We start from the raw sequence: 21,436 nt of genomic DNA, 5'->3' as shown, positions 1-21,436 counted from the left end.
AGGGCTTAAGATGTCACGAATAGGAAAATTACCAATAGATATACCACAAGGGGTTACCGTAACGGTAAACCCGGACAACACGGTGATTGTTAAAGGTCCGAAAGGAGAGCTGTCTCAAAATGTAGGAACCGATATTACCGTAAACGTGGGAGAGAATCAGGTGACTTTGGAACGTCACACCGAAGATAAAAGTCATAAGGCTCAGCATGGTCTTTACCGTGCTTTGGTACATAATATGGTTGTTGGTGTTTCAGAAGGGTACACGATTAAACAAGAGTTGGTCGGAGTCGGTTACCGTGCGAACGCCGAAGGTCAGGTACTTGAACTTGGATTAGGTTATTCACATGGAATATTCTTGGTGTTACCGAAAGAAGTTAAGGTGAGTGTACTTGCTGAAAAGCGGTCTAATCCGATTATTACATTGGAGAGTTGTGATAAGCAACTTATCGGTCAGGTTGCGGCGAAAATTCGTTCATTCCGTAAACCGGAGCCTTACAAGGGTAAAGGTATTAAATTTGTGGGTGAAGTTCTTCGTCGTAAGGCTGGTAAGTCGGCTAAAGTTTAATCACCTGTAAAAAAGTAATGTTATGGCTTTAACGAAGGTAGAAAGAAGAATAAGAATAAAAAGAAGAATACGTAAAGTAGTCTTCGGAACAGCAGAGAGACCCCGGATGACGGTTTTCCGTTCCAACGCGCAGATCTCTGTTCAGTTGATTGATGATAATGTCGCCAAGACATTAGTATCGGCCTCCTCTCTTTGTAAGGAGATTGCAGAGAAGAAAATCACCAAAATCGAACAGGCTCAACTTTTGGGTGCCATGATTGCCGAAAAAGCGAAAGCAGCCGGAATCGAGAACGTGGTGTTTGATAGAAACGGATATTTATATCACGGAAGAGTAAAGGCATTAGCAGATGCAGCTCGTAACGGTGGTCTTAACTTTTAATCGTAAGCAAGAATGGAACAGAAGATAAATAATACGTCTGACTTGGAATTGAAAGACAGATTAGTTGCTATCAACCGTGTAACCAAGGTTACCAAAGGAGGTAGAACCTTTAGTTTCTCTGCTATTGTTGTAGTGGGCAATGAGAATGGTGTAGTTGGTTATGGATTAGGTAAGGCCAATGAAGTAACGACGGCTATCTCTAAAGGAATAGAGGCTGCTAAAAAGAATTTGGTAAAGGTTCCCGTGTATAAAGGAACGATTCCTCACGCTCAAGAGGCTAAATTCGGCGGTGCCGAGGTGTTTATGCGTCCTGCTTCTTCCGGTACCGGTCTTGTGGCGGGAGGTGCTATGCGTGCCGTGCTGGAGAGTGCCGGGGTAAAAGATGTGTTGGCTAAATGTAAAGGTTCTTCCAACCCGCATAACTTGGTCAAGGCTACTTTTGCCGCGTTGAAAGAGTTAAGAGACGCCCGAATGGTAGCTCAACAAAGAGGAGTCAATCTCGATAAAGTGTTTAACGGTTAATTTGAATGACGATGGCAAGGATTAAAATTACATTGGTAAAAAGTAAAATCGGCAGCGATAAACGTCAAGTTAGAACGTTAGATTCTCTGGGATTGGGGAAGATGAACAGTAGCGTGGAACACGAGGCTACTCCTCAGATCTTGGGTATGGTTGCGAAAGTAAAACATCTTCTCCGCGTGGAAGAGGTAAAGTGATTGTCAAACTATTTTAATGATAATAAAATGGATTTAAGTAACTTAAAACCGGCAGTCGGATCAACTCACAATACAAAGAGAATTGGTCGCGGACAAGGTTCGGGAAAAGGAGGTACTTCTACAAGAGGACATAAAGGTGCTAAATCAAGATCCGGTTATAAAAACAAGATCGGTTTTGAGGGAGGACAGATGCCTTTGCAGAGACGTGTGCCTAAGTTTGGCTTTAAAAATATAAACAGAGTAGAATATAAAGCTATCAATGTTGGTATGCTTCAGGCTTTGGCAGAAAGAGATAATCTTACTGTGATCGATAGGGAATACTTGATCAAAGCTAATTTAATGTCTAAGAACGAACTTCTTAAGGTGTTAGGTGATGGAGTATTGACTGCCAAATTGGAAGTAAAAGCTGACAAGTTCTCGGAGAAAGCAAAAGCTGCTATCGAGGCTGCCGGCGGTACGGTAGTTGAATTGTAAGATTAAAAATTTGGGAGTTTAAAGTTGTTTTTAGAATAGATTTACTATTTTTGAAGCAACTTTAACAAAATCCCAGATTTAATGCCTTAAAAGGAAGAACTTATGAAGTTATTTGATACATTAAAGAACATTTGGAAAATCGAGGAACTCAAGACTAGAATTTTGACTACGCTTGGGCTCATTCTCGTTTATAGATTAGGAACTGAGGTGGTACTGCCGGGTATCGACCCTCACATGTTGAATGCGTTGAAGGCACAGACACAAAGTGGTGTTCTGGGATTATTGGATATGTTCTCTGGAGGAGCGTTCTCTAATGCATCGGTTTTTGCATTGGGAATTATGCCGTATATCTCAGCGTCAATCGTCGTGCAATTATTGGGAATCGCTGTTCCTTATTTTCAACGTTTGCAAAAGGAAGGTGAGAGCGGTCGGCGTAAAATAAACCAGATTACCCGGTATTTGACCTTAGTTATCCTTGTTTTGCAAGGTTCAGCGTATCTTACCAACTTATATGCTCAAGTGCCTGCCGAGGCTTTTGTGTTAACAGGTGCTTTCTTTAAGATTTCGTCCATAGTTATTATGGCCGCGGGATCTATGTTCGTTCTATGGTTAGGTGAAAGAATAACGGATAAAGGTATTGGCAATGGTGTCTCTATCATTATCATGATCGGTATTATCGCTCGTTTGCCCTTCGCTTTTTTTGCGGAGTTAACCTCTCGGGTGACGCAGCAAGGTGGCGGTTTAGTCGCTTTGTTAATCGAGTTGATACTTCTTTTCTTGGTATTCTGCGGGACGATTATGTTAGTACAAGGTACGCGTAAAGTGCCTGTACAGTATGCTAAACGTATCGTGGGTAATAAGCAATACGGTGGTGTACGTCAATATATCCCGTTGAAGATCAATGCTGCCGGAGTTATGCCTATCATTTTTGCTCAGGCAATTATGCTTTTGCCTATCTCTTTGATCAACTATGCTAATTCAGAGTCTTTATCCGGTTTTGCTTCGGCCATGTCCAATTTTACCGGTTTCTGGTATAATGGAGTATTCTTCGTGATGATCGTAGCGTTTACTTATTTTTACACGGCTATCACGGTGAATCCGATGCAGATGTCTGAAGATATGAAAAAGAACGGCGGTTTTATTCCTGGTGTGAAACCGGGAAGGAAAACAATGGAGTTCCTTGATACGATTATGTCGAGAATCACTCTTCCCGGTTCTATATTCCTTGGGATTGTAGCTATTTTGCCTGCATTTGCTCAAATTTCCGGAGTAAATCATCAATTTGCGCAGTTCTATGGCGGTACATCCTTGCTGATTTTGGTCGGTGTCGTATTGGATACGTTACAGCAGATCGAATCTCATTTGTTGATGCGTCATTATGACGGGTTGATGAAATCGGGACGTATTAAAGGTAAGAATCCGGGCGGTCCTGCTGCTTATTAATTGAAAGTAAAGGAATAGGAAATTGAAAATGAAGAAGATTGTATATTAATTTTCCATTTTCAATTTTCCGTTTTCAATTAAAAAGTATTACTTTTGCGGCATGATTTTTTTTAAGACACAGGAGGAAATCGAGCTATTACGGGAAAGTAACCGTTTGGTTGGAAGGGCTTTAGGAGAGGTATCTAAATATATACGTCCTGGAATTTCAACGTTGGAATTGGATAAGATCGCGGAAGATTGCATCCGTTCAAATGGTGGGGTTCCCGGTTTTCTTGGATATGGAGGGTTTCCTAATACGCTTTGTATATCGATAAATGATGAAGTTGTCCACGGAATTCCATCTTCTCGATGTCTAAAAGAGGGTGATATCGTTTCCGTCGATTGTGGGGTCGTAAAGAATGGCTTTTATGGTGATAGTGCTTATTCTTTTGCCGTGGGAAAAGTCAGTGAAGAGGTCGATAAACTTTTGAGGGTGACTCAGGAGTGTTTGTACAAGGGAATAGAGCAGGCAATATCTGGAATGCGTATAGGCGATATCGGGTATGCCGTACAATCTCACGCGGAAGCGAACGGTTTTACTGTCGTGAGAGAGTTAGTCGGACACGGGGTTGGCCGAAATTTGCATGAAGAGCCCCAAGTGCCAAATTTTGGAAGAAGGGGACAGGGGTGCAAGTTAACGACGGGAATGGTTATAGCCATTGAACCGATGATAAATATGGGGAAACGTTATGTTTATCAGCTGTCCGATGGTTGGACGATTCGAACCAGAGATCATATGCCCTCAGCACATTTTGAACATACCGTTGCGGTGGGTAAAGGAAGTGCTGATATTTTGTCGACGTTTGAGTATATATAGAAATTGTAAATTGTAAATTTTGGATTGTAAATTAGAAGATAAAAGGTTTAATTTAAGATCTAAAATCTAACATCTAAAATTAAATTATGGCGAAACAGCCTTCAATAGAGCAGGATGGAGTAATAACGGAAGCATTGTCAAATGCTATGTTTCGTGTTGAACTGGAAAACGGGCATATTATAACGGCCCATATCTCCGGGAAGATGCGGATGCACTATATAAAAATACTTCCGGGAGATAGGGTACGGGTGGACATGTCTCCGTATGATCTCACGAAAGGTAGGATAACATTCAGATATAAAAATTAAATTGTTGAACCATGAAGGTAAGAGCATCTGTAAAAAAGCGTAGTGCTGATTGCAAGATTGTCAGGAGAAAAGGCGTTTTGTACGTCATTTGCAAAAAGAACCCGAAGTTTAAACAACGTCAGGGTTGATTATTAATTTAAGTAAAAAGAGTAAAGAAATTTATGGCAAGAATCGTTGGTGTAGATTTACCCTCGAACAAAAGAGGAGAAATAGCTCTAACCTATATCTTCGGAATAGGTAGAAGTAGTGCCCGGACCATACTTGAAAAGGCGGGCATCGATTTTGACACTAAGGTGAAGGATTGGAATGACGATCAATTAGCTGCTGTACGTAAAGTCATCAATGGTGAGTACAAGGTAGAAGGAGAATTGAGAACTTCAGTCCAGATGAACATTAAACGACTGATGGATATCGGTTGTTATCGCGGAATCAGGCATCGTATCGGTCTTCCGGTCAGAGGACAAAGTACGAAGAATAATGCCCGTACGAGAAAGGGTAAGAAGAAAACTGTTGCGAATAAGAAAAAAGCAACTAAATAATTGAATTGAGATTGAATTATGGCAAAGAAGTCTACATCAAACAAGAAACGGCTAGTTAAAGTAGAAGCCGTGGGACAAGCGCACGTTCATTCGTCTTTTAATAACATCATTATTTCTTTGACCAATTCCAACGGTCAGGTGATCTCTTGGTCATCCGCGGGTAAGATGGGTTTTAGAGGATCGAAGAAAAACACTCCATACGCGGCTCAAACAGCAGCTACCGATTGTGGGAAGGTTGCTTTTGATTTGGGTATGAGAAAAGTGAAAGTTTACGTAAAGGGACCAGGTAATGGTCGTGAATCGGCTATTCGCGCTATCCACGCTTGTGGAATAGAAGTGGCTGAAATTATCGATGTTACCCCGCTTCCGCACAATGGATGTCGTCCTCCTAAAAGACGTAGAGTATAAGCGTGGAGCTTAATCTAAGAATTTTAAAATACAGAATAAAATGGCTAGATATACAGGACCTAAGTCTAAGATAGCAAGAAAATTTGGTGAGCCCATTTTCGGACCGGATAAAGCGTTGGAACGTAGAAACTATCCTCCTGGACAACACGGTTTGGCTCATCGTAGAAAGAAAATCTCCGAGTATGGAATGCAGCTAAAGGAGAAACAAAAAGCAAAATATACTTATGGATTGTTAGAAAAGCAATTCCGTATTTTGTTTGAAAAAGCCGAGAGCAGTAAGGGTATTACCGGTGAGGTATTGCTTCAATTGTTGGAGTGCCGTTTGGACAATGTCGTGTACCGTTTAGGTATCGCTCCTACCCGCGCCGCTGCCCGTCAGTATGTATCGCACAGACATATCGTGGTTAACGGCAAGGTATGTAATATTCCTTCTTGCCACGTACGCCCGGGAGATATCGTAGGTGTGAGAGAGAAATCCAAATCTTTGGAGGTGATCAATGAATCTTTAAGAGGTTCAAAGACCAGTAAGTATTCTTGGTTGGAGTGGGATGCTGCTTCTATGAGCGGTAAACTTCTCAACGTTCCGGAAAGAACGGACATTCCAGAGAACATCAAAGAGCAGTTAATCGTAGAATTATATTCTAAGTAGTAAAATAAAAATATATATGGCAATATTAGCTTTCCAGAAACCGGACAAAGTGATCATGCTCGAATCAACGGATAAATTCGGAAAATTCGAATTCCGTCCTTTGGAGCCTGGTTACGGTATCACTATTGGTAATCCACTACGCAGAATCTTGTTGTCTTCTTTGGAAGGCTATGCGATTACCGGTATTAAAATTCACGGTGTAGAACATGAATTCGCTACAATTCCCGGAGTTATCGAGGATGTAACCGAGATCATCTTGAATTTGAAACAGGTTCGGTTTAAAAGAAAAGTGGAGGACGTGGAGAATGAGAAGCTGACCGTTGTCGTTTCTGGACAAGAGACGTTTACTGCCGGTGATATGAACCAATTCCTGTCTGGGTTTGAGATCTTGAATCCGGGACTTGTAATCTGCAATATGGACTCTTCGACCACGTTGGAAATGGAGATTACCATACAGAAAGGACGGGGATATGTTCCTTCTGCTGAAAATATGCCGGCGGAGGTTGAAATCGGATTTATTCCGATCGATGCTATATACACGCCTATCCGGAACGTAAAATACGAGATTGAGAATTATCGTGTAGAAGGAAAGACCGACTACGAACGTCTCCTTTTCGAGATTGAAACCGATGGTTCGATTAATCCGACAGATGCGTTGAAAGAGGCAGCAAAAATTCTAATTCATCACTTCATGTTATTCTCGGATGAAAAGATTACTCTGGAAACCGAAGACAAGTATGGAAATGAAGAGTTTGATGAAGAGGTATTGCACATGCGTCAGTTGCTGAAGACAAAATTAGTGGACATGGATCTTTCTGTTCGTGCCTTGAATTGTTTGAAGTCAGCTGAGGTAGAGACTTTGGGTGAGTTGGTTCAATTCAATAAGAACGATTTGTTGAAGTTCAGAAACTTCGGAAAGAAATCTTTGACAGAATTGGAAGCTTTGCTTGAGAACAATAACCTCGAGTTCGGAATGGATGTTGCCAAGTATAAATTAGACAAAGAATAAGTAAAATGAGACATAAAAAGAAATTTAACCACTTAAGTAGAACGAGTGCTCACAGAAAAGCACTACTTTCTAATATGGCTTGTTCTTTGATTCTTCACAAGAGAATTAAAACGACAGTAGCTAAAGCTAAAGCCCTTAAGATGTATGTTGAGCCGCTTTTGACAAAGAGCAAGAACGATACGACTCACTCTCGCCGAATGACATTCTCCTACCTTCGTCAAAAAGAAGTAGTGTCCGAATTATTCGGGGATGTGGCTCAGAAGATAGCTAATCGTCCGGGAGGTTATACCCGTATTTTGAAATTGGGTGCTAACCGTATCGGTGATAATTCTGAAATGTGTATTATCGAGTTAGTTGATTATAACACCACTTACACGGAGGTGAAGAAAGAAGAGGTGAAGAAAACAACTACTCGCCGTCGTAGAAGTACGACGAAAAAGGAAGAGGCTCCCAAAGCTGAGGTTGCCGTTGAGGCTCCTAAAGCGGAAGAAGCTCCTGCGGAGGAGACTCCTAAAGCCGAGTAAGTAAATTTTTACTTCGAAATATAAAAGCCGCCGCGAAAGGCGGCTTTTTTATTATTTCAGGACAGATGGGCCATAGGTACTTTCGAAAAAGAGATAGGACAGGTCGAAGGAGACGTCTTTCTCGGGCATTTTCTTTGTTTGTTAGATTAGAAACAATTTGTAAGAAGTAATGCAGGTTATTTCTTTTGTTTTTCGTATCTTAGTATCCCTAATTTATTATGAACTTAAAAAGCACAAGAGATGTATATTACGGAAGTTGTAGGAAGAGAAATCTTAGATTCAAGAGGAAACCCCACGGTAGAAGTGGATGTTATGTTAGAATGTGGAGCTATGGGACGTGCTGCAGTGCCGTCCGGAGCCTCTACGGGAGAAAATGAAGCATTGGAGTTGCGGGATGGAGATAAGAAACGTTACGGCGGGAAAGGTGTTACCAAGGCCGTAAATAACGTGAACACGGTGATTGCCGATGCTTTATTGGGCATGAGTGTACTGGATCAGGTGGAAATAGATCGTGTCTTGATCGAGTTAGACGGAACCCCGACTAAAAGTAATTTAGGTGCCAATGCATTATTAGGGGTTTCTTTAGCCTGTGCTAAAGCTGCTGCCAATGCTTTGGAGATGCCTTTGTATCGTTATTTGGGAGGAGTGAATGCTAAGGTTTTGCCTGTGCCGATGATGAATATTATTAACGGAGGTTCTCATTCAGATGCTCCGATTGCTTTTCAGGAATTTATGATCCGTCCGGTTGGGGCAGATTCTTTCCGGGAAGCATTGCGGATGGGAGCTGAAGTTTTCCATAGTTTGAAAAAAGTATTGCACGACCGGAACCTGAGTACGGCTGTCGGTGACGAAGGAGGTTTCGCTCCCGCTTTAAAAGGAACGGAAGATGCCTTGGAGTCTATCATTAGTGCTATTAAGGCCGCGGGTTATAAGCCGGGAGAAGATGTTATGATCGGTTTGGATTGTGCTTCTTCCGAGTTTTACAAAGACGGTATATATGATTATTCTAAATTTGAAGGGCCTCAGGGTGCCAAGAGGAATTCAGAACAGCAAGCCGCTTACCTGGAGGAATTGATTACGAAATACCCGATTGATTCCATTGAAGATGGTATGAGCGAGAATGATTGGGACGGTTGGCAATTGTTGACAAAGCGTATAGGTGATCGTTGCCAATTGGTGGGGGATGACCTTTTCGTTACGAACGTACAATACTTGAAAAAAGGAATCGAATTGGGATGTGCTAATTCCATTCTTATCAAAGTAAACCAGATCGGAACATTGACAGAGACGTTGGATGCGATAGAAATGGCTCAGCGTGCCGGGTATACGACAGTAACTTCTCATCGTTCAGGGGAGACTGAGGATGCTACGATTGCGGATATCGCCGTGGCAACGAATTCCGGTCAGATAAAAACGGGTTCTTTAAGTCGTTCCGATCGTATGGCCAAATACAATCAATTACTTCGTATAGAAGAAGAGTTAGGAAATAATGCTAAATTCTACGGTCGTAAATTTAGTAAGTAAGTATAATTTATACGCGAGAGAGCCGTTCGTCATTTTTCGAACGGCTTTTATTTTGGATATTTCTATCGTTTATTTGCCTATAAAGATATTTTTTAACAAGACGGTCTTTTTAGAAGATTTTATTATAACTTTCGGGGGATTTAATTTCTGGAATTTAAACAAGGAAGGTATGAAAAAATATGTGGCAGAGATGATTGGAACGATGGTTCTCGTCCTCATGGGGTGTGGCAGCGCTGTTATCGCCGGTAGTGAAATAGGTTTCTTGGGTATCGCTTTTGCGTTTGGTTTGTCTGTTTTGGCCATGGCATATACTATCGGGAGCATATCCGGGTGTCATATCAATCCTGCCATAACTTTAGGAGTGTGGTTATCCGGGAGGATGGGCGGTAGAGACGCGGGCATGTATATGTTGTTCCAGGTCATAGGGGCTTTTATGGGTTCCGCGATTCTTTATATGATCTCTTCCGAAATGGGGTTGGAAGGAACCGGGGCTAATGTATACGCGGATGGAGATGTTCTTCCCGCTTTTGTGGCGGAACTGGTATTTACCTTTATCTTTATTGTAATTGTACTTGGTTCTACTGGCAAGGGTGCTCCTGTGGGTTTTGCCGGTTTGGCGATCGGTTTGGCGTTGGTTTTGATTCATATTGTTTGTATCCCGGTGACGGGGACTTCCGTTAATCCTGCCAGAAGTATTGCTCCTGCTGTTTTTGCGGGAGGCGAGGCGTTGTCGCAACTTTGGCTGTTTATCGTCGCTCCTTTTTGGGGAGCTGTTTGTGCTGCCGGGTTATGGAAATATTTGGGAAAAGCAGATGATTGAGTTGGCGATTATGTGATTCGGAGATTTACGATGGCAGATAAAAACGATCCAAAGATTCGGAGATTGAATTTAATCTCTGAATCACGAAATGCTTATCGTTTCCAAGCTACAATTAGGTATCTTGTGGATTTGTAAATATTTACTCTTCTTCTATGTCGTTTCCCGTATTTTCTTTTTTAGGTTTTCCTTCCACGATCAATACGATTTCCCCCTTTACTCCTGTTTCCGTGAAATGTTCCAGCAGTTCCTTAAGGGTTCCCCGTTGAAAGTCTTCGTGTAATTTACTGATCTCTCTTGCAACGCATGCTTTTCGATCCTCTCCGAATAATTCGGCCATTTGTTCCAAAGCTTTGACGATACGGAAAGGGGATTCGTAAAATATCATTGTTCTTTCTTCCTCTGCCATCTGGGTTAATTTTTTCAATCGTCCCTTTTTTTGAGGTAAAAAGCCTTCAAAACAAAAGCGATCGCAGGGAAAACCTGAATTGACCAAGGCCGGAATCAAGGCCGTTGCTCCTGGCAGACACTCTGTTTCTATGCCTTGTTCCACACAGGTACGTACCAGTAAAAAGCCGGGATCGGAAATCCCCGGAGTTCCGGCATCGCTAATGAGAGCTATATCTTCTCCCCGTTGGATCCGCTCCGCCACTCTTTTCACTTGCTGGTGTTCGTTGAACTTGTGATGCGAGAGTAGTGGCGTGTTGATATCATAATGTTTTAAAAGTTTTGCGGAAGTTCGAGTATCTTCCGCCAAAATGACGGAAACCTCTTTTAAAAGTCTTAAAGCTCTTAGCGTGATATCTTCGAGATTACCCACGGGGGTAGGGATCAGGTAAAGTTTGGCCATATGAATATTTGTAAAATTAACCTCAATCGATTGGAAAACAAAAGTAAGGTATTTATTTGAAAAGCGGTTGCATAAAGACTAAAATGTATTAGTCGGATATTTCGAACGGAGGGTTATTTAGATGGATTTTAAGGTCGTTGCTCGCGTAAAATATTGGTATTTATGTTTTTATGTTTTGTTTTTAGTGAAAATTGTCTGGGGATGGAAAAATATGCAAGGATTTTTTTGGTAGGAATGAAAATTGCCGTATATTTGCATCCGCTAAAGGCAAACGATGGTCCGTTCGTCTAGGGGCTAGGACGCAAGATTCTCATTCTTGTAACACGGGTTCGATTCCCGTACGGACTACAATTTTAGGATTATTATAATGGTCCGTTCGTCTAGGGGCTAGGACGCAAGATTTTCATTCTTGTAACACGGGTTCGATTCCCGTACGGACTACATAGTTTTTAGGATTATTACGATGGTCCGTTCGTCTAGGGGCTAGGACGCAAGATTTTCATTCTTGTAACACGGGTTCGATTCCCGTACGGACTACGAAAGTTGAATTAAATTTATTTGAAGAGATGGCAAATCATCAATCATCAGAGAAAAGAATAAGGCAGACTCAGAAAAGAAGATTGCACAATCGTTATTATGCAAAAACTGCGAGAAATGCTGTTAGAAAATTGCGTGCATTGAATGAAAAAGAAACTGCTATGGATTTGTTTCCGAAGGTTGTGGCTATGTTGGATAAATTAGCGAAAAAAAATATTATCCACAAGAATAAAGCTGCAAACTTGAAATCCAAGTTGGCTTTGCACGTGAATAAACTATAATCTTCTTTTTCGTTTTAAGATATTGAGGTAACGGATTTCCCGTTACCTTCATTTCTTTATTTGTCTGATCTTGAGATTTCCGTCTCAGGATTTTTTTTATTTCTTGAAATGGATTAACTTACCATATCTAAAATTGATCGGGTATGGATGGTAAGTATATTCCAATATCTTCATGGGCAGAAGACGATAAACCTCGTGAGAAACTTTTATCTAAAGGGGTTTCGGCTCTTTCAACAAATGAACTGCTGGCGATTTTGCTGCGTTCCGGGAGCGACGGGGAATCTGCTTTGGATTTGGCACGCAGGATCCTTTCAGACCATAATAATGATTTGAATGTAGTTGCCCGGCTTGGCGTTCGTGATTTTATGAATGTTTATAAAGGGATAGGTGTTGCTAAAGCGGCTTCTGTAATTGCGGCTTTCGAGCTTGGTCGAAGAAGAGGGCTTGTCGGAAAAACTGATGTTATGACACTTGTTTCCAGCCGGGATATTTACGAGTTGCTTCAGCCTCGTATAGGCGATTTGGATCATGAAGAGTTTTGGGTTATTTTTCTGAATACAGGTTGTAGAGTGAAATCTTGTGAACGTTTGTTTTCCGGAGGAATGGAAGGAACTCTTGTCGACATGCGCATACTTTTTCGTAAAGCATTGGAGATGAAGGCCCGTTCTTTTGTCATTGCTCATAATCACCCGAGCGGAAATATAGAACCGAGTAATCAGGATATAGAGTTAACCCGGAAGATTCGAAAAGCGGGGGATACGTTAGATATAATTTTATTGGACCATTTGGTTATTACTTCTCATGGTTTTTATAGTTTTGCGGATTACGGTATTTTGTAAATAAGAGGCTGAAACGGAGGTTTTGGTAAGATTATTGTATGATCCGGGACAAAAAAGAGATCGGTATTTATTTGTCTGTCAATGAGCAAATCTCTACCTTTGTGTCTGACAGTTGTGCCATGTTGGCATTTCGTGTTATTGTCAATGTGGCATACCCTGTTGTTGGCAAAGATTTTGTTTATTAATAAAAATCACAAGAATAGAACTAAAAAAATTATAGATATGTCGGAAGAGAAGAAAAGAAAACAGGAAGAGGAGTTGATTGGGGCTCAACATGTATCAGAATCAAAAGGTGAGGGACATGAAGAATCTTCAAAAAAGAAGGATAAGTCTTGTAAAAAGGAAGAAAAGCAATTGGAGGAGATGGGACAGAAACTGATGGAGATGAATGATAAATATCTTCGTTTGTCAGCAGAGTTCGATAATTACCGTAAGAGGACTTTAAAAGAGAGAATGGAGCTGACGAAAACGGCCGGAGAGCAGGTGTTAACAGGAATATTACCCGTGGTCGATAATTTCGAGAGGGCTTTGGCAAGCATGGAGAAGGCCACGGATGTTCGTGCTTTAAAAGAGGGGGTTGATTTGATTTATGCTAATTTTAAGGATTTTCTGATGCGAAATGGCGTGAAGGTGATTGAGACAGAAAATGTGGATTTCAACACGGATTTGCACGAGGCTGTGACCACTATTCCCGCACCTACGGAGGAGCAAAAAGGTAAGGTCATCGATTGTATCGAAAAGGGATATACGTTGAACGATAAGGTAATTCGTTTTGCGAAGGTTGTTGTTGGAGAATAATTGATTTTAGATTGTAAATTGTAAATTTATAGTGATTTACGGTGTGTGCTAAATCTAAAATTTAAATCTAAAATTTAAAATGGAAAAGAGAGATTACTATGAAGTGTTGGGGGTATCTAAAAATGCGGATGCTGCTGCGATAAAAAAGGCATATAGAAAATTAGCATTACAATACCATCCGGATAAAAATCCCGGGGACAAAGAGGCCGAGGAGAAATTTAAGGAAGCTGCAGAAGCCTATGATGTATTGAGTAACGAAGAGAAGAGACGCCGGTACGATCAATTCGGTCATGCGGGAATGGGAAGCGGGGCCGGTGGTTTCGGAGGCGGAATGAGTATGGACGATATATTTTCTCATTTCGGAGATATTTTCGGAAGTTTTGGCGGTTTCGGAGGTTTCGGCGGAGGGGGAAGAAGTGCTCGTCGGGTAAATCGGGGGACCAATTTACGGGTGAGAGTAAAGATGAGCCTAAAAGAGATTGCCACCGGTATAGAAAAAAAGATCAAGGTAAAGAAGTACGTGGCTTGTGAGCATTGTAAAGGAACGGGAGCAAAAAATGGCACCTCTTTTTCGACTTGCAGCACTTGTGGGGGAAGCGGACAGGTAACACGGGTACAGAATACTATTTTGGGAGCGATGCAGACAACTTCGACTTGTCCGACTTGTCAAGGAGAGGGGAAGATTATTAACGATAAATGTACGTATTGCAATGGTGAAGGAGTACAGATGTCTGAAGAAGTAATCACCATAAATATTCCCGCGGGAGTGGCAGACGGCATGCAATTGTCCCTGGGAGGTAGAGGGAACGCTGCCCGTCGGGGAGGTGTGAACGGGGATTTGATCGTGATGATAGAGGAGGAGGAGCATCCAGATTTGTTGCGTGACGGCAATGATTTGTTGTATAACGTATTTGTCGGTTATCCGGAAGTCGTGTTGGGGGAGACGGTCGAGATCCCGACGGTTGACGGCAAGGTGAAGGTGAAAATTGAGCCGGGAACCCAGCCTGGTAAGATTTTACGTTTACGCGGCAAAGGATTACCCGATGTCAACGGATACGGTAAAGGCGATCTATTAGCTAAAGTAAACGTGTGGATTCCGAAAAATTTATCGAAAGAAGACAAAAAATTGGTGGAAAAGATGAAAGAAGGAGAGGGTTTCCATCCGGGAGCCAGCGATAAGAAAAGTTTCTTTTCCAAGGTGAAAGATTTTTTTGAATAGTATATAAAGTATGATTACACTCACTCAATTAGAATATATTGTTGCGGTTGACGAGTACAGGCATTTCGCCACGGCTGCGGATAAGTGTTTCGTAACTCAACCGACATTGAGTATGCAGATAAAAAAATTAGAAGAGGATCTGGGTGTAATTATATTTGACAGAAGTCGTCAACCGGTTGTCCCGACTGATATTGGAAAGAAATTGATCGATCAGGCGAGGGACGTTTTAGCGGCGAATCAACGGATCAGGGAGATTATCAACGAGGAGAAAGAGGAGGTGTCAGGTTCGTTGAAGATAGGAATAATTCCAACCTTAGCTCCTTATTTATTACCTATTTTTATTGGTAATTATATTCGTAAATATCCCGCGGTAAAGGTGGAGGTGGAGGAGCTGGTTTCCGAAGAGATTATTTATCGATTGAAGCGTGATACGTTGGATGCGGGAATCTTCGTGACTCCTTACGGGGATGAAAAAATTATCGAATGTCCCGTGTTTTATGAAGAGATGATGATTTATGCTCATCCGGAACATGAATTGTTGAAGAAAGAGATCGTGGAGGTAAAGGATATAGCAACACCCGAGATATGGATGTTAGGGAGTGGGCATTGTTTTAGGGATCAGGTGATCAATTTATGCGAGATGAATGCTGTTCAGCATAAGAATTTGCCTTTTGAGTTTGAGAGTAATTCATTGGAGACCTTAATGAAGATTGTAGATCAGGAGGGAGGGTTTACCTTGATTCCGGAATTGGCGATCCGTGATATGAGCGAAAAGAAAAAAAGGCAGGTGAGATCTTTTTCTACACGTATTCCGTTAAGAGAAGTGAGTGTAATTTATTCAAGACATTATGCGAAGCAAAAGTTAATCGATTTGCTCTGTGAAAACATTAAAGAGGTCGTTCCTTCGATTATGTTGAAAAAAGACCGTGGAGAGGTTGTTGAGTGGAGAAAAATAAATAGTTGAGAAAGGATGAATGGAATAAAAAAAAGTTTTGAAGATGCCCGGCAGCTATTAGCTGATTTTGTAGCGGATGAAGAGAATATATGTCGAATTGAAAAGGCCGGGGAGATTCTTGTCGGTGCTTTACGGGAGGGGAAAAAAGCGTTGAGTTGTGGAAATGGAGGTTCTCTCTGTGATGCGATGCATTTTGCTGAAGAATTAACCGGTCGTTTTCGTGAAAATCGTAGAGCATTGCCGGCAGTAGCTATTGCAGATCCTTCTCATTTGACATGCGTCGCCAATGATTTTGGGTTTGAATATGTTTTTTCTCGTTACGTGGAAGCTCACGGTATGAAAGGGGATGTATTGTTAGCGATAAGTACGTCCGGTAATTCGTTGAATATAGTTAAAGCTATTCAAGCGGCCAGGGAGAAAGGGATGAAGGTTATCGGATTGACAGGGAAAGACGGGGGAAAAATGAAAGAAATGTGCGATGTGAATATTTGTATTCCCTGGAATGGATATTCGGATCGAATACAGGAAATTCATATTAAGATCATCCATATTTTGATCGAGTTTATAGAGAATAAACTTTTTTCATAAAAAAATACACAAACAATAAAGGCTAAGGCGACGAGTCTTAGCTTGTAAAAATGCAATTATAAAAGTTATGGGAAACAAAATTAATGATCCGATTGCCCGATTGATGGGCTTGAGGTATAAATCACATCCTTGGCATGGTTTGGATATCGGTGAGGAATCTCCCGCGGTCGTAACGGCTTTTATCGAGATGGTTCCTACGGATACGGTGAAATACGAATTGGATAAAGTAAGCGGTTATATAAAGATAGATCGCCCTCAAAAATACTCTAATGTCGTTCCGGCTTTGTACGGTTTTCTACCTCAGACTTACTGTGGCGGATTGGTGGCGGAATATTGTATGATGCAGTCGCAGCGGACCGGGATTCATGGAGACTCGGATCCGTTGGATATTTGCGTGTTGACAGAGAAAACGATCTCGCATGGAGATATTATTGCCGATGTTCGTCCTTTAGGAGGATTTCGTATGTTGGACGGAAACGAGGCCGATGATAAGATTATAGCCGTGTTGAAACATGATGCCACTTATAGTGTGTATAATGATATCGCGGATTTGCCACATATTGTAGTCGATCGGTTGAGGCATTATTTTTTGACGTATAAGGATCTTCCGGGTGAAGAGAGGCATACGGAGATTATTGATGTATATGGGAAGGAAGAAGCCTATGAAGTGATTCGCCGTAGTGTTGAAGACTACAAAAACCATTTCCAAGGTCTGGAAGATATCCTGAGTAGAGTGTAGGAATTGTGGATTGATAATTGTAAATTAAAGGATTAAGTGATTGGAGGATTCTGTGATTAAAAAAACATTTCCTAATCTGCAATTTGCAATGTAATGCTTTTAGTTTCCCCACCCTTCGCGGTCGAGGCTTCTGTACTGGATGGCTTCGGCGATGTGTCGGGGGAAGATGAGGTTTTGATGCTCCAGATCGGCAATCGTACGGGATAATTTGATAATACGGTCATAAGCTCGGGCGGAAAGTCCGAATCTTTGCATGGCGGTTTTTAATAAAGCTATGCATTTTTCATTTAGAGAGCAGTATTTTTTCAATAGAGGAGATGTCATTTGAGCGTTACAGTATACTCCGGGATATTTTTTGAAGCGAAAGTTCTGAATCCTTCTGGCTTCAATGACTCGTTTTCGGATCAGGATGCTGGACTCACTTTCTGTCCGGATAGCCATTTTTTCCAATTCGACGGGAATCACTTCTATATGCATATCGATGCGGTCGAGTAAAGGACCGGATATCTTGGCAAGGTATTTCTGTACGCTTCCGGAAGGGCAGGTACAGCTCTTTGCCGGATGGTTGTAGAAACCGCAAGGACAGGGGTTCATGGAGGCGATCAACATGATGTTTGCGGGATATTCTACGCTGAATTTTGCCCGACTGATAGATATCGTACGATCTTCAAGCGGTTGACGCAAGACCTCTAATACGGATCGCTTGAATTCCGGTAATTCGTCTAAAAAAAGGACTCCGTTATGAGCAAGTGATATTTCTCCCGGTTGCGGCCAGCTTCCGCCTCCTACCAAAGCGACATCGGATATGGTGTGATGGGGCGATCTGAAAGGCCGGTAGGTAATAAGTGAGGTTTCGTGTTGTATCTTTCCGGCGACGGAGTGTATTTTGGTCGTCTCGAGTGACTCTTCGACGGTCATGGGCGGGAGAATGGACGGTAATCTACGGGCTAACATCGTTTTACCTGATCCGGGAGAACCGATCATGATCAGATTATGGCCTCCGGCAGCGGCGATTTCCAATGCTCTTTTTACATTTTCCTGTCCTTTTACATCTTTGAAATCCAGCATTTCGTTGTCGGTGTAATTGTTCTCTTCTGCGAATTGATAAGAAAACGGCTGGTAATCTTTTTCTTTTTTAAGGAATGTAATTACTTCTTTCAAATGGTGAAATCCGTATACTTCAAGTCCTTTTATTACGGCAGCTTCATTGGCGTTTTGAATGGGGACAATGATCCCTTTAAAATTTTCTTGTTTCGCGTTGATTGCAATGGGAAGCACGCCTTTCACGGGTTGTAGGCTCCCGTCGAGGGAAAGTTCTCCCATGATAACATAGTTTTTTAATTCTTCATGTGGGATTTGTTCGTTTGCAGCTAAGATTCCTAAAGCTAACGGGAGATCGTACAATGATCCTTCTTTTTTCACATCTGCCGGGGCAAGGTTAATGATGACTCTTTTGCCCGGAATTTTAAGCCCGATTTCCCTTAAGGCAGAATCAATACGTTGCTGACTCTCCTTAACGGCATTATCGGGTAATCCCACGATTATGAATTTGGCTCCCCAAAGAATATTTACCTCTATTGTGATGGTGATGGCGTTTATTCCATAGACGGCACCTCCGAAAGTCTTTACTAACATGGTCAAATAGTTTTATAGTAGGGATATGATGTTGTAAGTTAAGACTTTTTTACACGAAAACAATGCAATATACTGAAAAAATGGAGGGAAAAGATTGTAAATCGATTTTTGATTTACGATTGATTCCGGATCACACATTCATTGCAAGTTTTAAATTGTAGATTGTAATGGGACGCTGAATTTTCTAATTTACAATATTGCATCTACGATTGTCAATCATTCTAATCACCTAACTATTTAATCGTCAATTGCAAAATTTTAGTTCTACTTTTTCTCCGTCGAAGACGGCGTAACTAAAATGTGAAATCCAATCTCCCGTATTGATGTAGCGGCTGCTTTCACACAACGGGAGATCGATGGGAATATGGCGATGTCCGAAAATGAAGTAATCGAAATGCCGTTGTTGTAAAATTTGTTTACAATAGAGGACGATCTCTTCTTTGTCTTCTCCCAAGTATTCCAGAGCTTCTATTTTGCCATTGTCTTTCAAACGGGAATGAGAAGACCAGGCATGAGCCAATTTAATTCCCCAGTCTGGATGGATAAGCCGGAAGCATTTTTGTAAAAAACGGTTATGGAAAGCTCTTTTAAGGAAAAGATAACCTTTATCTTTAGGATTTAATCCGTCTCCATGACCGATCATGAAACTTTTACCGTTGATTCGCGTCTCTTCAATGGCGGTATGTAAAATTACGCCGCACTCTTTGTTTAGGTAATCGAAGGCCCATATATCATGATTACCGGTAAAGAAATGTACTTTTATGCCGTTATCCGTATAGCGGGCCAATTCTGCGAGAAAACGGACATGTCCTTTAGGGACGGAGCGTTTGTATTCAAACCAGAAATCAAACATATCACCAAGCAGGTAAAGTTCAGCACATTCCGGCCTGATCTTTTCCAGGAATGAAACAAGCTTTCTCTCTCTCTCCCTGTTGTTGTCTAAGAGTTTAGCTCCCAGATGAGCATCGGAAAGGAAATACACTTTTTTGTGCTGCATGGTGAATATTTGTTTATTTTTTCAACAGATCATTCAGTCGGTCCTCCAATCGGCTTCCCCATAGATTTTTTCCGACGATTTCCATATTTTGATCGATAATATAATTGGCCGGTATTGTTTTGACGTTCCATGTTGCGGCAACCCGACTTTGTAACGCGTATTCATCGCGTACGCATTTCCAGGTGATATTGTTTTTCTTTACAAGGTCTTCCCATAGAAATTTATTTTTGTCTAAACAGACCTGATAAATTTCTACTCCTCTGTTTTTAAATTTCTGATATACCTTTTTGAGATCGTTGATATAAGTCTGGCTCTGTTGTGCGGTTAGTACCCCGAACTCGAGAACGACAAATTTACTTTTAATGGGAAGTAAAGACAGCGAGTCTCCTTTGGCATCGGGTAATTTTATATCAGGTAAGGATTTTTCCGAATTGTTGATCGCTTCCGCTAATTGTTGATTGCGTATGGCCTGCCCTATTTGTTTCAAGTGGTTCATAATAGCCTTGGTATACTGTGATTCCGGGTAAAGGGCACTTAAAGAAGAGGCAACAACCTTGAAATAATGTAAGTCGTTGATCTCGTCTAATATGAACAGGTTATTGTTTATCTTTTGATAGAGGGCATAATAGGCGGCCAACGAGGTAGCGTGTTTGATGATGAAATCACGCGTGAAATTGACTTGTTTGGTTAGGGCTTCGCTCCATGCTTTAGAGTATTCTTCCCGTTGACTATCGTAACTCTTGTCCTCGGGAAGGGTTCGATACGCCTTTTGTAATGAATCCGTCAACGTCACGGTTCGTTGAAGTTGGAAATTCAATAATTTGATCCACAACGAATTTTCTGAACCCTCAACCCAATAATTGTTTTGAATGTCTTTTAAGGTTCCGCTGATTTCGATTTTCTCATCCGGGCTGGCAATAATAGTCACCTGTTCCTTGTTTGGAAATTTCAAGGAATAAAATGAGGGATAAGTAATGTTAAGCTTGAAATTAAAATGTCCTTGTTTATTCAATTTGGCTGAATCTATGATCTTTTTTCCGGCTACGTCAATTTGTTCTAAATACACTTTTGTTCCGGCAGTAGCCTCTTTAATAGCACCTGTTATTTCCACGTTGGATTTTTTCCCGCAAGAGATAACAAGGAGAATGAATAATCCTGAAAGTAATAAATTTTTCATAGTTGACTGGAATGATATAAATAATCCGTTCGTACATGTTTGGCGTTCGAAAGTAATACTTTTTTCCGTTATTTAAATATAAATGGGTGGATATGATAGAAAAAAGAGCTAATAATTTTTTAATCCTTCTTTTTATTGTTCTGTTTTTTAGGAAAAAGAATTATTTTTGTTCCGATGAGAAAGGATAGAATGAACGTGCCGGCATTATTGCTTTTATTTGCATTTCTCCTTGCAACTGTCGGGATAAATGTAATTAAGGTACAATGCCTCGGTTGTCGGATGGCCCATGTGGAGGTACGGATGTTTCCGGGTGAAGAGGTCTCTTTATGTGGAAACGATTGTTGTTCTTCGTGCAAAAAACTTCAGAAGAGTGCTTGCAAGCAAGAGAGAGCCGAACATGACTTTTATAAGTTGCCTGGAGACTGGGCTGTTTCAACTGTGGTATTTTTATGTTTTGATATTCTGGATCGGAAAGACGAGGTATATTTTGTTCCTCCAATAACGAGTCTTGCTTCCTTTTCTTTCGATACGGATCTTTCTTTCATTGGCGACTTCCGGCCTCCGGAGTTGTTATGTATTTTCCGCTGTTGATTTACGTTTTTTTCTTAAG

At 41.2% G+C, this 21,436-nt stretch carries 28 protein-coding genes and 3 tRNA genes; 27 read left to right on the top strand and 4 right to left on the bottom strand.

Going from position 1 to position 21,436, the window contains the following annotated elements:
- The first annotated feature begins 10 nt into the window (after positions 1 to 10).
- The 16 genes from rplF to BN3283_RS11615 all read left to right on the top strand — a co-directional run bounded on the left by rplF (position 11) and on the right by BN3283_RS11615 (position 10,214).
- Entirely contained in the window at positions 11 to 565 is a 555-nt protein-coding gene (rplF, locus tag BN3283_RS11685; protein WP_041503061.1) for a 50S ribosomal protein L6, read from the top strand.
- 22 nt (positions 566 to 587) lie between these two features.
- Positions 588 to 944, top strand: coding sequence for a 50S ribosomal protein L18 (gene rplR, locus BN3283_RS11680; protein WP_041503060.1), 357 nt, complete (start codon positions 588 to 590; stop codon positions 942 to 944).
- 12 nt (positions 945 to 956) lie between these two features.
- Positions 957 to 1,466, top strand: a complete 510-nt coding sequence (gene rpsE, locus BN3283_RS11675) for a 30S ribosomal protein S5 (protein ID WP_041503059.1) — start codon at positions 957 to 959, stop codon at positions 1,464 to 1,466.
- Positions 1,467 to 1,477: 11 nt separating this feature from the next.
- Positions 1,478 to 1,660 (top strand): 50S ribosomal protein L30, encoded by a 183-nt coding sequence (rpmD, locus tag BN3283_RS11670; protein ID WP_041503058.1) that lies wholly within the window; start codon positions 1,478 to 1,480, stop codon positions 1,658 to 1,660.
- A 27-nt stretch (positions 1,661 to 1,687) separates the two neighbouring features.
- Complete coding sequence (gene rplO / locus BN3283_RS11665) at positions 1,688 to 2,134, top strand: 50S ribosomal protein L15 (protein ID WP_041503456.1); 447 nt, start codon at positions 1,688 to 1,690, stop codon at positions 2,132 to 2,134.
- A 102-nt stretch (positions 2,135 to 2,236) separates the two neighbouring features.
- Positions 2,237 to 3,577 carry a preprotein translocase subunit SecY gene (gene secY, locus BN3283_RS11660; RefSeq protein WP_041503057.1) on the top strand — a complete coding sequence of 447 codons (1,341 nt, stop codon included), beginning with the start codon at positions 2,237 to 2,239 and terminating at the stop codon, positions 3,575 to 3,577.
- Positions 3,578 to 3,677: 100 nt separating this feature from the next.
- Positions 3,678 to 4,433 (top strand): type I methionyl aminopeptidase, encoded by a 756-nt coding sequence (map, locus tag BN3283_RS11655; RefSeq protein ID WP_041503056.1) that lies wholly within the window; start codon positions 3,678 to 3,680, stop codon positions 4,431 to 4,433.
- Positions 4,434 to 4,519: 86 nt separating this feature from the next.
- Positions 4,520 to 4,741, top strand: a complete 222-nt coding sequence (gene infA, locus BN3283_RS11650) for a translation initiation factor IF-1 (RefSeq protein ID WP_009137817.1) — start codon at positions 4,520 to 4,522, stop codon at positions 4,739 to 4,741.
- 11 nt (positions 4,742 to 4,752) lie between these two features.
- Positions 4,753 to 4,869, top strand: a complete 117-nt coding sequence (gene ykgO, locus BN3283_RS14350) for a type B 50S ribosomal protein L36 (protein ID WP_072025884.1) — start codon at positions 4,753 to 4,755, stop codon at positions 4,867 to 4,869.
- 33 nt (positions 4,870 to 4,902) lie between these two features.
- On the top strand, positions 4,903 to 5,280 hold the full coding sequence (gene rpsM / locus BN3283_RS11645; RefSeq protein ID WP_041503055.1) for a 30S ribosomal protein S13: 378 nt from the start codon (positions 4,903 to 4,905) through the stop codon (positions 5,278 to 5,280).
- An 18-nt stretch (positions 5,281 to 5,298) separates the two neighbouring features.
- Entirely contained in the window at positions 5,299 to 5,688 is a 390-nt protein-coding gene (rpsK, locus tag BN3283_RS11640; RefSeq protein WP_041503054.1) for a 30S ribosomal protein S11, read from the top strand.
- A gap of 40 nt (positions 5,689 to 5,728) precedes the next feature.
- Positions 5,729 to 6,337, top strand: coding sequence for a 30S ribosomal protein S4 (rpsD, locus tag BN3283_RS11635; RefSeq protein WP_059026723.1), 609 nt, complete (start codon positions 5,729 to 5,731; stop codon positions 6,335 to 6,337).
- A gap of 16 nt (positions 6,338 to 6,353) precedes the next feature.
- On the top strand, positions 6,354 to 7,346 hold the full coding sequence (locus BN3283_RS11630; RefSeq protein WP_041503052.1) for a DNA-directed RNA polymerase subunit alpha: 993 nt from the start codon (positions 6,354 to 6,356) through the stop codon (positions 7,344 to 7,346).
- Between the two features lie 5 nt (positions 7,347 to 7,351).
- Positions 7,352 to 7,870: a 50S ribosomal protein L17 gene (gene rplQ / locus BN3283_RS11625; protein ID WP_041503051.1), complete on the top strand. Its 519-nt coding sequence runs from the start codon at positions 7,352 to 7,354 to the stop codon at positions 7,868 to 7,870.
- 240 nt (positions 7,871 to 8,110) lie between these two features.
- Positions 8,111 to 9,394: a phosphopyruvate hydratase gene (eno, locus tag BN3283_RS11620; protein ID WP_041503050.1), complete on the top strand. Its 1,284-nt coding sequence runs from the start codon at positions 8,111 to 8,113 to the stop codon at positions 9,392 to 9,394.
- Between the two features lie 169 nt (positions 9,395 to 9,563).
- Positions 9,564 to 10,214: an aquaporin gene (locus BN3283_RS11615; RefSeq protein WP_059027255.1), complete on the top strand. Its 651-nt coding sequence runs from the start codon at positions 9,564 to 9,566 to the stop codon at positions 10,212 to 10,214.
- Between the two features lie 139 nt (positions 10,215 to 10,353).
- Here the strand turns inward: BN3283_RS11615 and rsmI are convergent, their stop codons facing one another.
- Positions 10,354 to 11,061 carry a 16S rRNA (cytidine(1402)-2'-O)-methyltransferase gene (gene rsmI, locus BN3283_RS11610; protein ID WP_059026722.1) on the bottom strand — a complete coding sequence of 236 codons (708 nt, stop codon included), beginning with the start codon at positions 11,059 to 11,061 and terminating at the stop codon, positions 10,354 to 10,356.
- A 276-nt stretch (positions 11,062 to 11,337) separates the two neighbouring features.
- Between rsmI and BN3283_RS11605 the strand changes: the two genes are divergently transcribed.
- The 10 genes from BN3283_RS11605 (at position 11,338) to BN3283_RS11560 (ending at position 17,017) form a co-directional block, all read left to right on the top strand.
- Positions 11,338 to 11,409, top strand: a tRNA-Glu gene (locus BN3283_RS11605).
- Positions 11,410 to 11,430: 21 nt separating this feature from the next.
- A tRNA-Glu gene (locus BN3283_RS11600) sits at positions 11,431 to 11,502 on the top strand.
- A 24-nt stretch (positions 11,503 to 11,526) separates the two neighbouring features.
- Positions 11,527 to 11,598, top strand: a tRNA-Glu gene (locus BN3283_RS11595).
- A gap of 29 nt (positions 11,599 to 11,627) precedes the next feature.
- Positions 11,628 to 11,879, top strand: a complete 252-nt coding sequence (gene rpsT, locus BN3283_RS11590) for a 30S ribosomal protein S20 (RefSeq protein ID WP_059026721.1) — start codon at positions 11,628 to 11,630, stop codon at positions 11,877 to 11,879.
- 143 nt (positions 11,880 to 12,022) lie between these two features.
- Positions 12,023 to 12,718, top strand: coding sequence for a RadC family protein (gene radC / locus BN3283_RS11585; RefSeq protein WP_041503048.1), 696 nt, complete (start codon positions 12,023 to 12,025; stop codon positions 12,716 to 12,718).
- Between the two features lie 222 nt (positions 12,719 to 12,940).
- A complete protein-coding gene (locus tag BN3283_RS11580; RefSeq protein ID WP_041503047.1) occupies positions 12,941 to 13,516 on the top strand; it encodes a nucleotide exchange factor GrpE in 576 nt (191 codons plus the stop codon).
- 79 nt (positions 13,517 to 13,595) lie between these two features.
- Entirely contained in the window at positions 13,596 to 14,735 is a 1,140-nt protein-coding gene (gene dnaJ / locus BN3283_RS11575) for a molecular chaperone DnaJ (protein ID WP_041503046.1), read from the top strand.
- A gap of 10 nt (positions 14,736 to 14,745) precedes the next feature.
- The gene (locus BN3283_RS11570) at positions 14,746 to 15,699 is read left to right on the top strand and encodes a LysR substrate-binding domain-containing protein (protein WP_041503045.1); all 954 of its coding nucleotides are present in this window, start codon (positions 14,746 to 14,748) and stop codon (positions 15,697 to 15,699) included.
- A 6-nt stretch (positions 15,700 to 15,705) separates the two neighbouring features.
- The gene (gene lpcA / locus BN3283_RS11565; protein ID WP_059026720.1) at positions 15,706 to 16,278 is read left to right on the top strand and encodes a D-sedoheptulose 7-phosphate isomerase; all 573 of its coding nucleotides are present in this window, start codon (positions 15,706 to 15,708) and stop codon (positions 16,276 to 16,278) included.
- A gap of 67 nt (positions 16,279 to 16,345) precedes the next feature.
- The gene (locus BN3283_RS11560) at positions 16,346 to 17,017 is read left to right on the top strand and encodes an inorganic pyrophosphatase (RefSeq protein WP_041503043.1); all 672 of its coding nucleotides are present in this window, start codon (positions 16,346 to 16,348) and stop codon (positions 17,015 to 17,017) included.
- Between the two features lie 99 nt (positions 17,018 to 17,116).
- Here BN3283_RS11560 and BN3283_RS11555 read toward each other — a convergent pair whose 3' ends face one another.
- The 3 genes from BN3283_RS11555 to BN3283_RS11545 all read right to left on the bottom strand — a co-directional run bounded on the left by BN3283_RS11555 (position 17,117) and on the right by BN3283_RS11545 (position 20,826).
- Complete coding sequence (locus BN3283_RS11555) at positions 17,117 to 18,652, bottom strand: YifB family Mg chelatase-like AAA ATPase (protein ID WP_041505481.1); 1,536 nt, start codon at positions 18,650 to 18,652, stop codon at positions 17,117 to 17,119.
- 244 nt (positions 18,653 to 18,896) lie between these two features.
- Positions 18,897 to 19,649 (bottom strand): UDP-2,3-diacylglucosamine diphosphatase, encoded by a 753-nt coding sequence (locus BN3283_RS11550; protein WP_041503041.1) that lies wholly within the window; start codon positions 19,647 to 19,649, stop codon positions 18,897 to 18,899.
- A gap of 13 nt (positions 19,650 to 19,662) precedes the next feature.
- Positions 19,663 to 20,826 carry a redoxin domain-containing protein gene (locus BN3283_RS11545; RefSeq protein ID WP_059026719.1) on the bottom strand — a complete coding sequence of 388 codons (1,164 nt, stop codon included), beginning with the start codon at positions 20,824 to 20,826 and terminating at the stop codon, positions 19,663 to 19,665.
- Positions 20,827 to 21,000: 174 nt separating this feature from the next.
- Between BN3283_RS11545 and BN3283_RS11540 the strand changes: the two genes are divergently transcribed.
- Positions 21,001 to 21,417 carry a hypothetical protein gene (locus BN3283_RS11540; RefSeq protein WP_147625597.1) on the top strand — a complete coding sequence of 139 codons (417 nt, stop codon included), beginning with the start codon at positions 21,001 to 21,003 and terminating at the stop codon, positions 21,415 to 21,417.
- Positions 21,418 to 21,436 lie beyond the last annotated feature (19 nt).

Source organism: Gabonibacter massiliensis (assembly GCA_001487125.1).
Lineage (GTDB): Bacteria > Bacteroidota > Bacteroidia > Bacteroidales > Marinifilaceae > Gabonibacter > Gabonibacter massiliensis.
The sequence above is the reverse complement of the archived record's forward strand: the minus strand, read 5'-3'. Positions and strand labels throughout refer to the sequence as shown.

Bases quoted from the DNA above. Each gene is read 5' to 3' on its own strand.
- BN3283_RS11540 (WP_147625597.1), top strand. From the start codon at position 21,001: ATGAGAAAGGATAGAATGAACGTGCCGGCATTATTGCTTTTATTTGCA.
- rpsD (WP_059026723.1), top strand. From the start codon at position 5,729: ATGGCTAGATATACAGGACCTAAGTCTAAGATAGCAAGAAAATTTGGT.
- rpsK (WP_041503054.1), top strand. From the start codon at position 5,299: ATGGCAAAGAAGTCTACATCAAACAAGAAACGGCTAGTTAAAGTAGAA.
- rpmD (WP_041503058.1), top strand. From the start codon at position 1,478: ATGGCAAGGATTAAAATTACATTGGTAAAAAGTAAAATCGGCAGCGAT.
- rpsM (WP_041503055.1), top strand. From the start codon at position 4,903: ATGGCAAGAATCGTTGGTGTAGATTTACCCTCGAACAAAAGAGGAGAA.
- rpsE (WP_041503059.1), top strand. From the start codon at position 957: ATGGAACAGAAGATAAATAATACGTCTGACTTGGAATTGAAAGACAGA.
- rplQ (WP_041503051.1), top strand. From the start codon at position 7,352: ATGAGACATAAAAAGAAATTTAACCACTTAAGTAGAACGAGTGCTCAC.
- lpcA (WP_059026720.1), top strand. From the start codon at position 15,706: ATGAATGGAATAAAAAAAAGTTTTGAAGATGCCCGGCAGCTATTAGCT.
- dnaJ (WP_041503046.1), top strand. From the start codon at position 13,596: ATGGAAAAGAGAGATTACTATGAAGTGTTGGGGGTATCTAAAAATGCG.
- secY (WP_041503057.1), top strand. From the start codon at position 2,237: ATGAAGTTATTTGATACATTAAAGAACATTTGGAAAATCGAGGAACTC.
- BN3283_RS11560 (WP_041503043.1), top strand. From the start codon at position 16,346: ATGGGAAACAAAATTAATGATCCGATTGCCCGATTGATGGGCTTGAGG.
- rplR (WP_041503060.1), top strand. From the start codon at position 588: ATGGCTTTAACGAAGGTAGAAAGAAGAATAAGAATAAAAAGAAGAATA.
- BN3283_RS11580 (WP_041503047.1), top strand. From the start codon at position 12,941: ATGTCGGAAGAGAAGAAAAGAAAACAGGAAGAGGAGTTGATTGGGGCT.
- BN3283_RS11630 (WP_041503052.1), top strand. From the start codon at position 6,354: ATGGCAATATTAGCTTTCCAGAAACCGGACAAAGTGATCATGCTCGAA.
- BN3283_RS11615 (WP_059027255.1), top strand. From the start codon at position 9,564: ATGAAAAAATATGTGGCAGAGATGATTGGAACGATGGTTCTCGTCCTC.
- ykgO (WP_072025884.1), top strand. From the start codon at position 4,753: ATGAAGGTAAGAGCATCTGTAAAAAAGCGTAGTGCTGATTGCAAGATT.
- infA (WP_009137817.1), top strand. From the start codon at position 4,520: ATGGCGAAACAGCCTTCAATAGAGCAGGATGGAGTAATAACGGAAGCA.
- rplO (WP_041503456.1), top strand. From the start codon at position 1,688: ATGGATTTAAGTAACTTAAAACCGGCAGTCGGATCAACTCACAATACA.
- BN3283_RS11550 (WP_041503041.1), bottom strand. From the start codon at position 19,649: ATGCAGCACAAAAAAGTGTATTTCCTTTCCGATGCTCATCTGGGAGCT.
- eno (WP_041503050.1), top strand. From the start codon at position 8,111: ATGTATATTACGGAAGTTGTAGGAAGAGAAATCTTAGATTCAAGAGGA.
- BN3283_RS11555 (WP_041505481.1), bottom strand. From the start codon at position 18,652: ATGTTAGTAAAGACTTTCGGAGGTGCCGTCTATGGAATAAACGCCATC.
- map (WP_041503056.1), top strand. From the start codon at position 3,678: ATGATTTTTTTTAAGACACAGGAGGAAATCGAGCTATTACGGGAAAGT.
- BN3283_RS11545 (WP_059026719.1), bottom strand. From the start codon at position 20,826: ATGAAAAATTTATTACTTTCAGGATTATTCATTCTCCTTGTTATCTCT.
- rpsT (WP_059026721.1), top strand. From the start codon at position 11,628: ATGGCAAATCATCAATCATCAGAGAAAAGAATAAGGCAGACTCAGAAA.
- radC (WP_041503048.1), top strand. From the start codon at position 12,023: ATGGATGGTAAGTATATTCCAATATCTTCATGGGCAGAAGACGATAAA.
- BN3283_RS11570 (WP_041503045.1), top strand. From the start codon at position 14,746: ATGATTACACTCACTCAATTAGAATATATTGTTGCGGTTGACGAGTAC.
- rplF (WP_041503061.1), top strand. From the start codon at position 11: ATGTCACGAATAGGAAAATTACCAATAGATATACCACAAGGGGTTACC.
- rsmI (WP_059026722.1), bottom strand. From the start codon at position 11,061: ATGGCCAAACTTTACCTGATCCCTACCCCCGTGGGTAATCTCGAAGAT.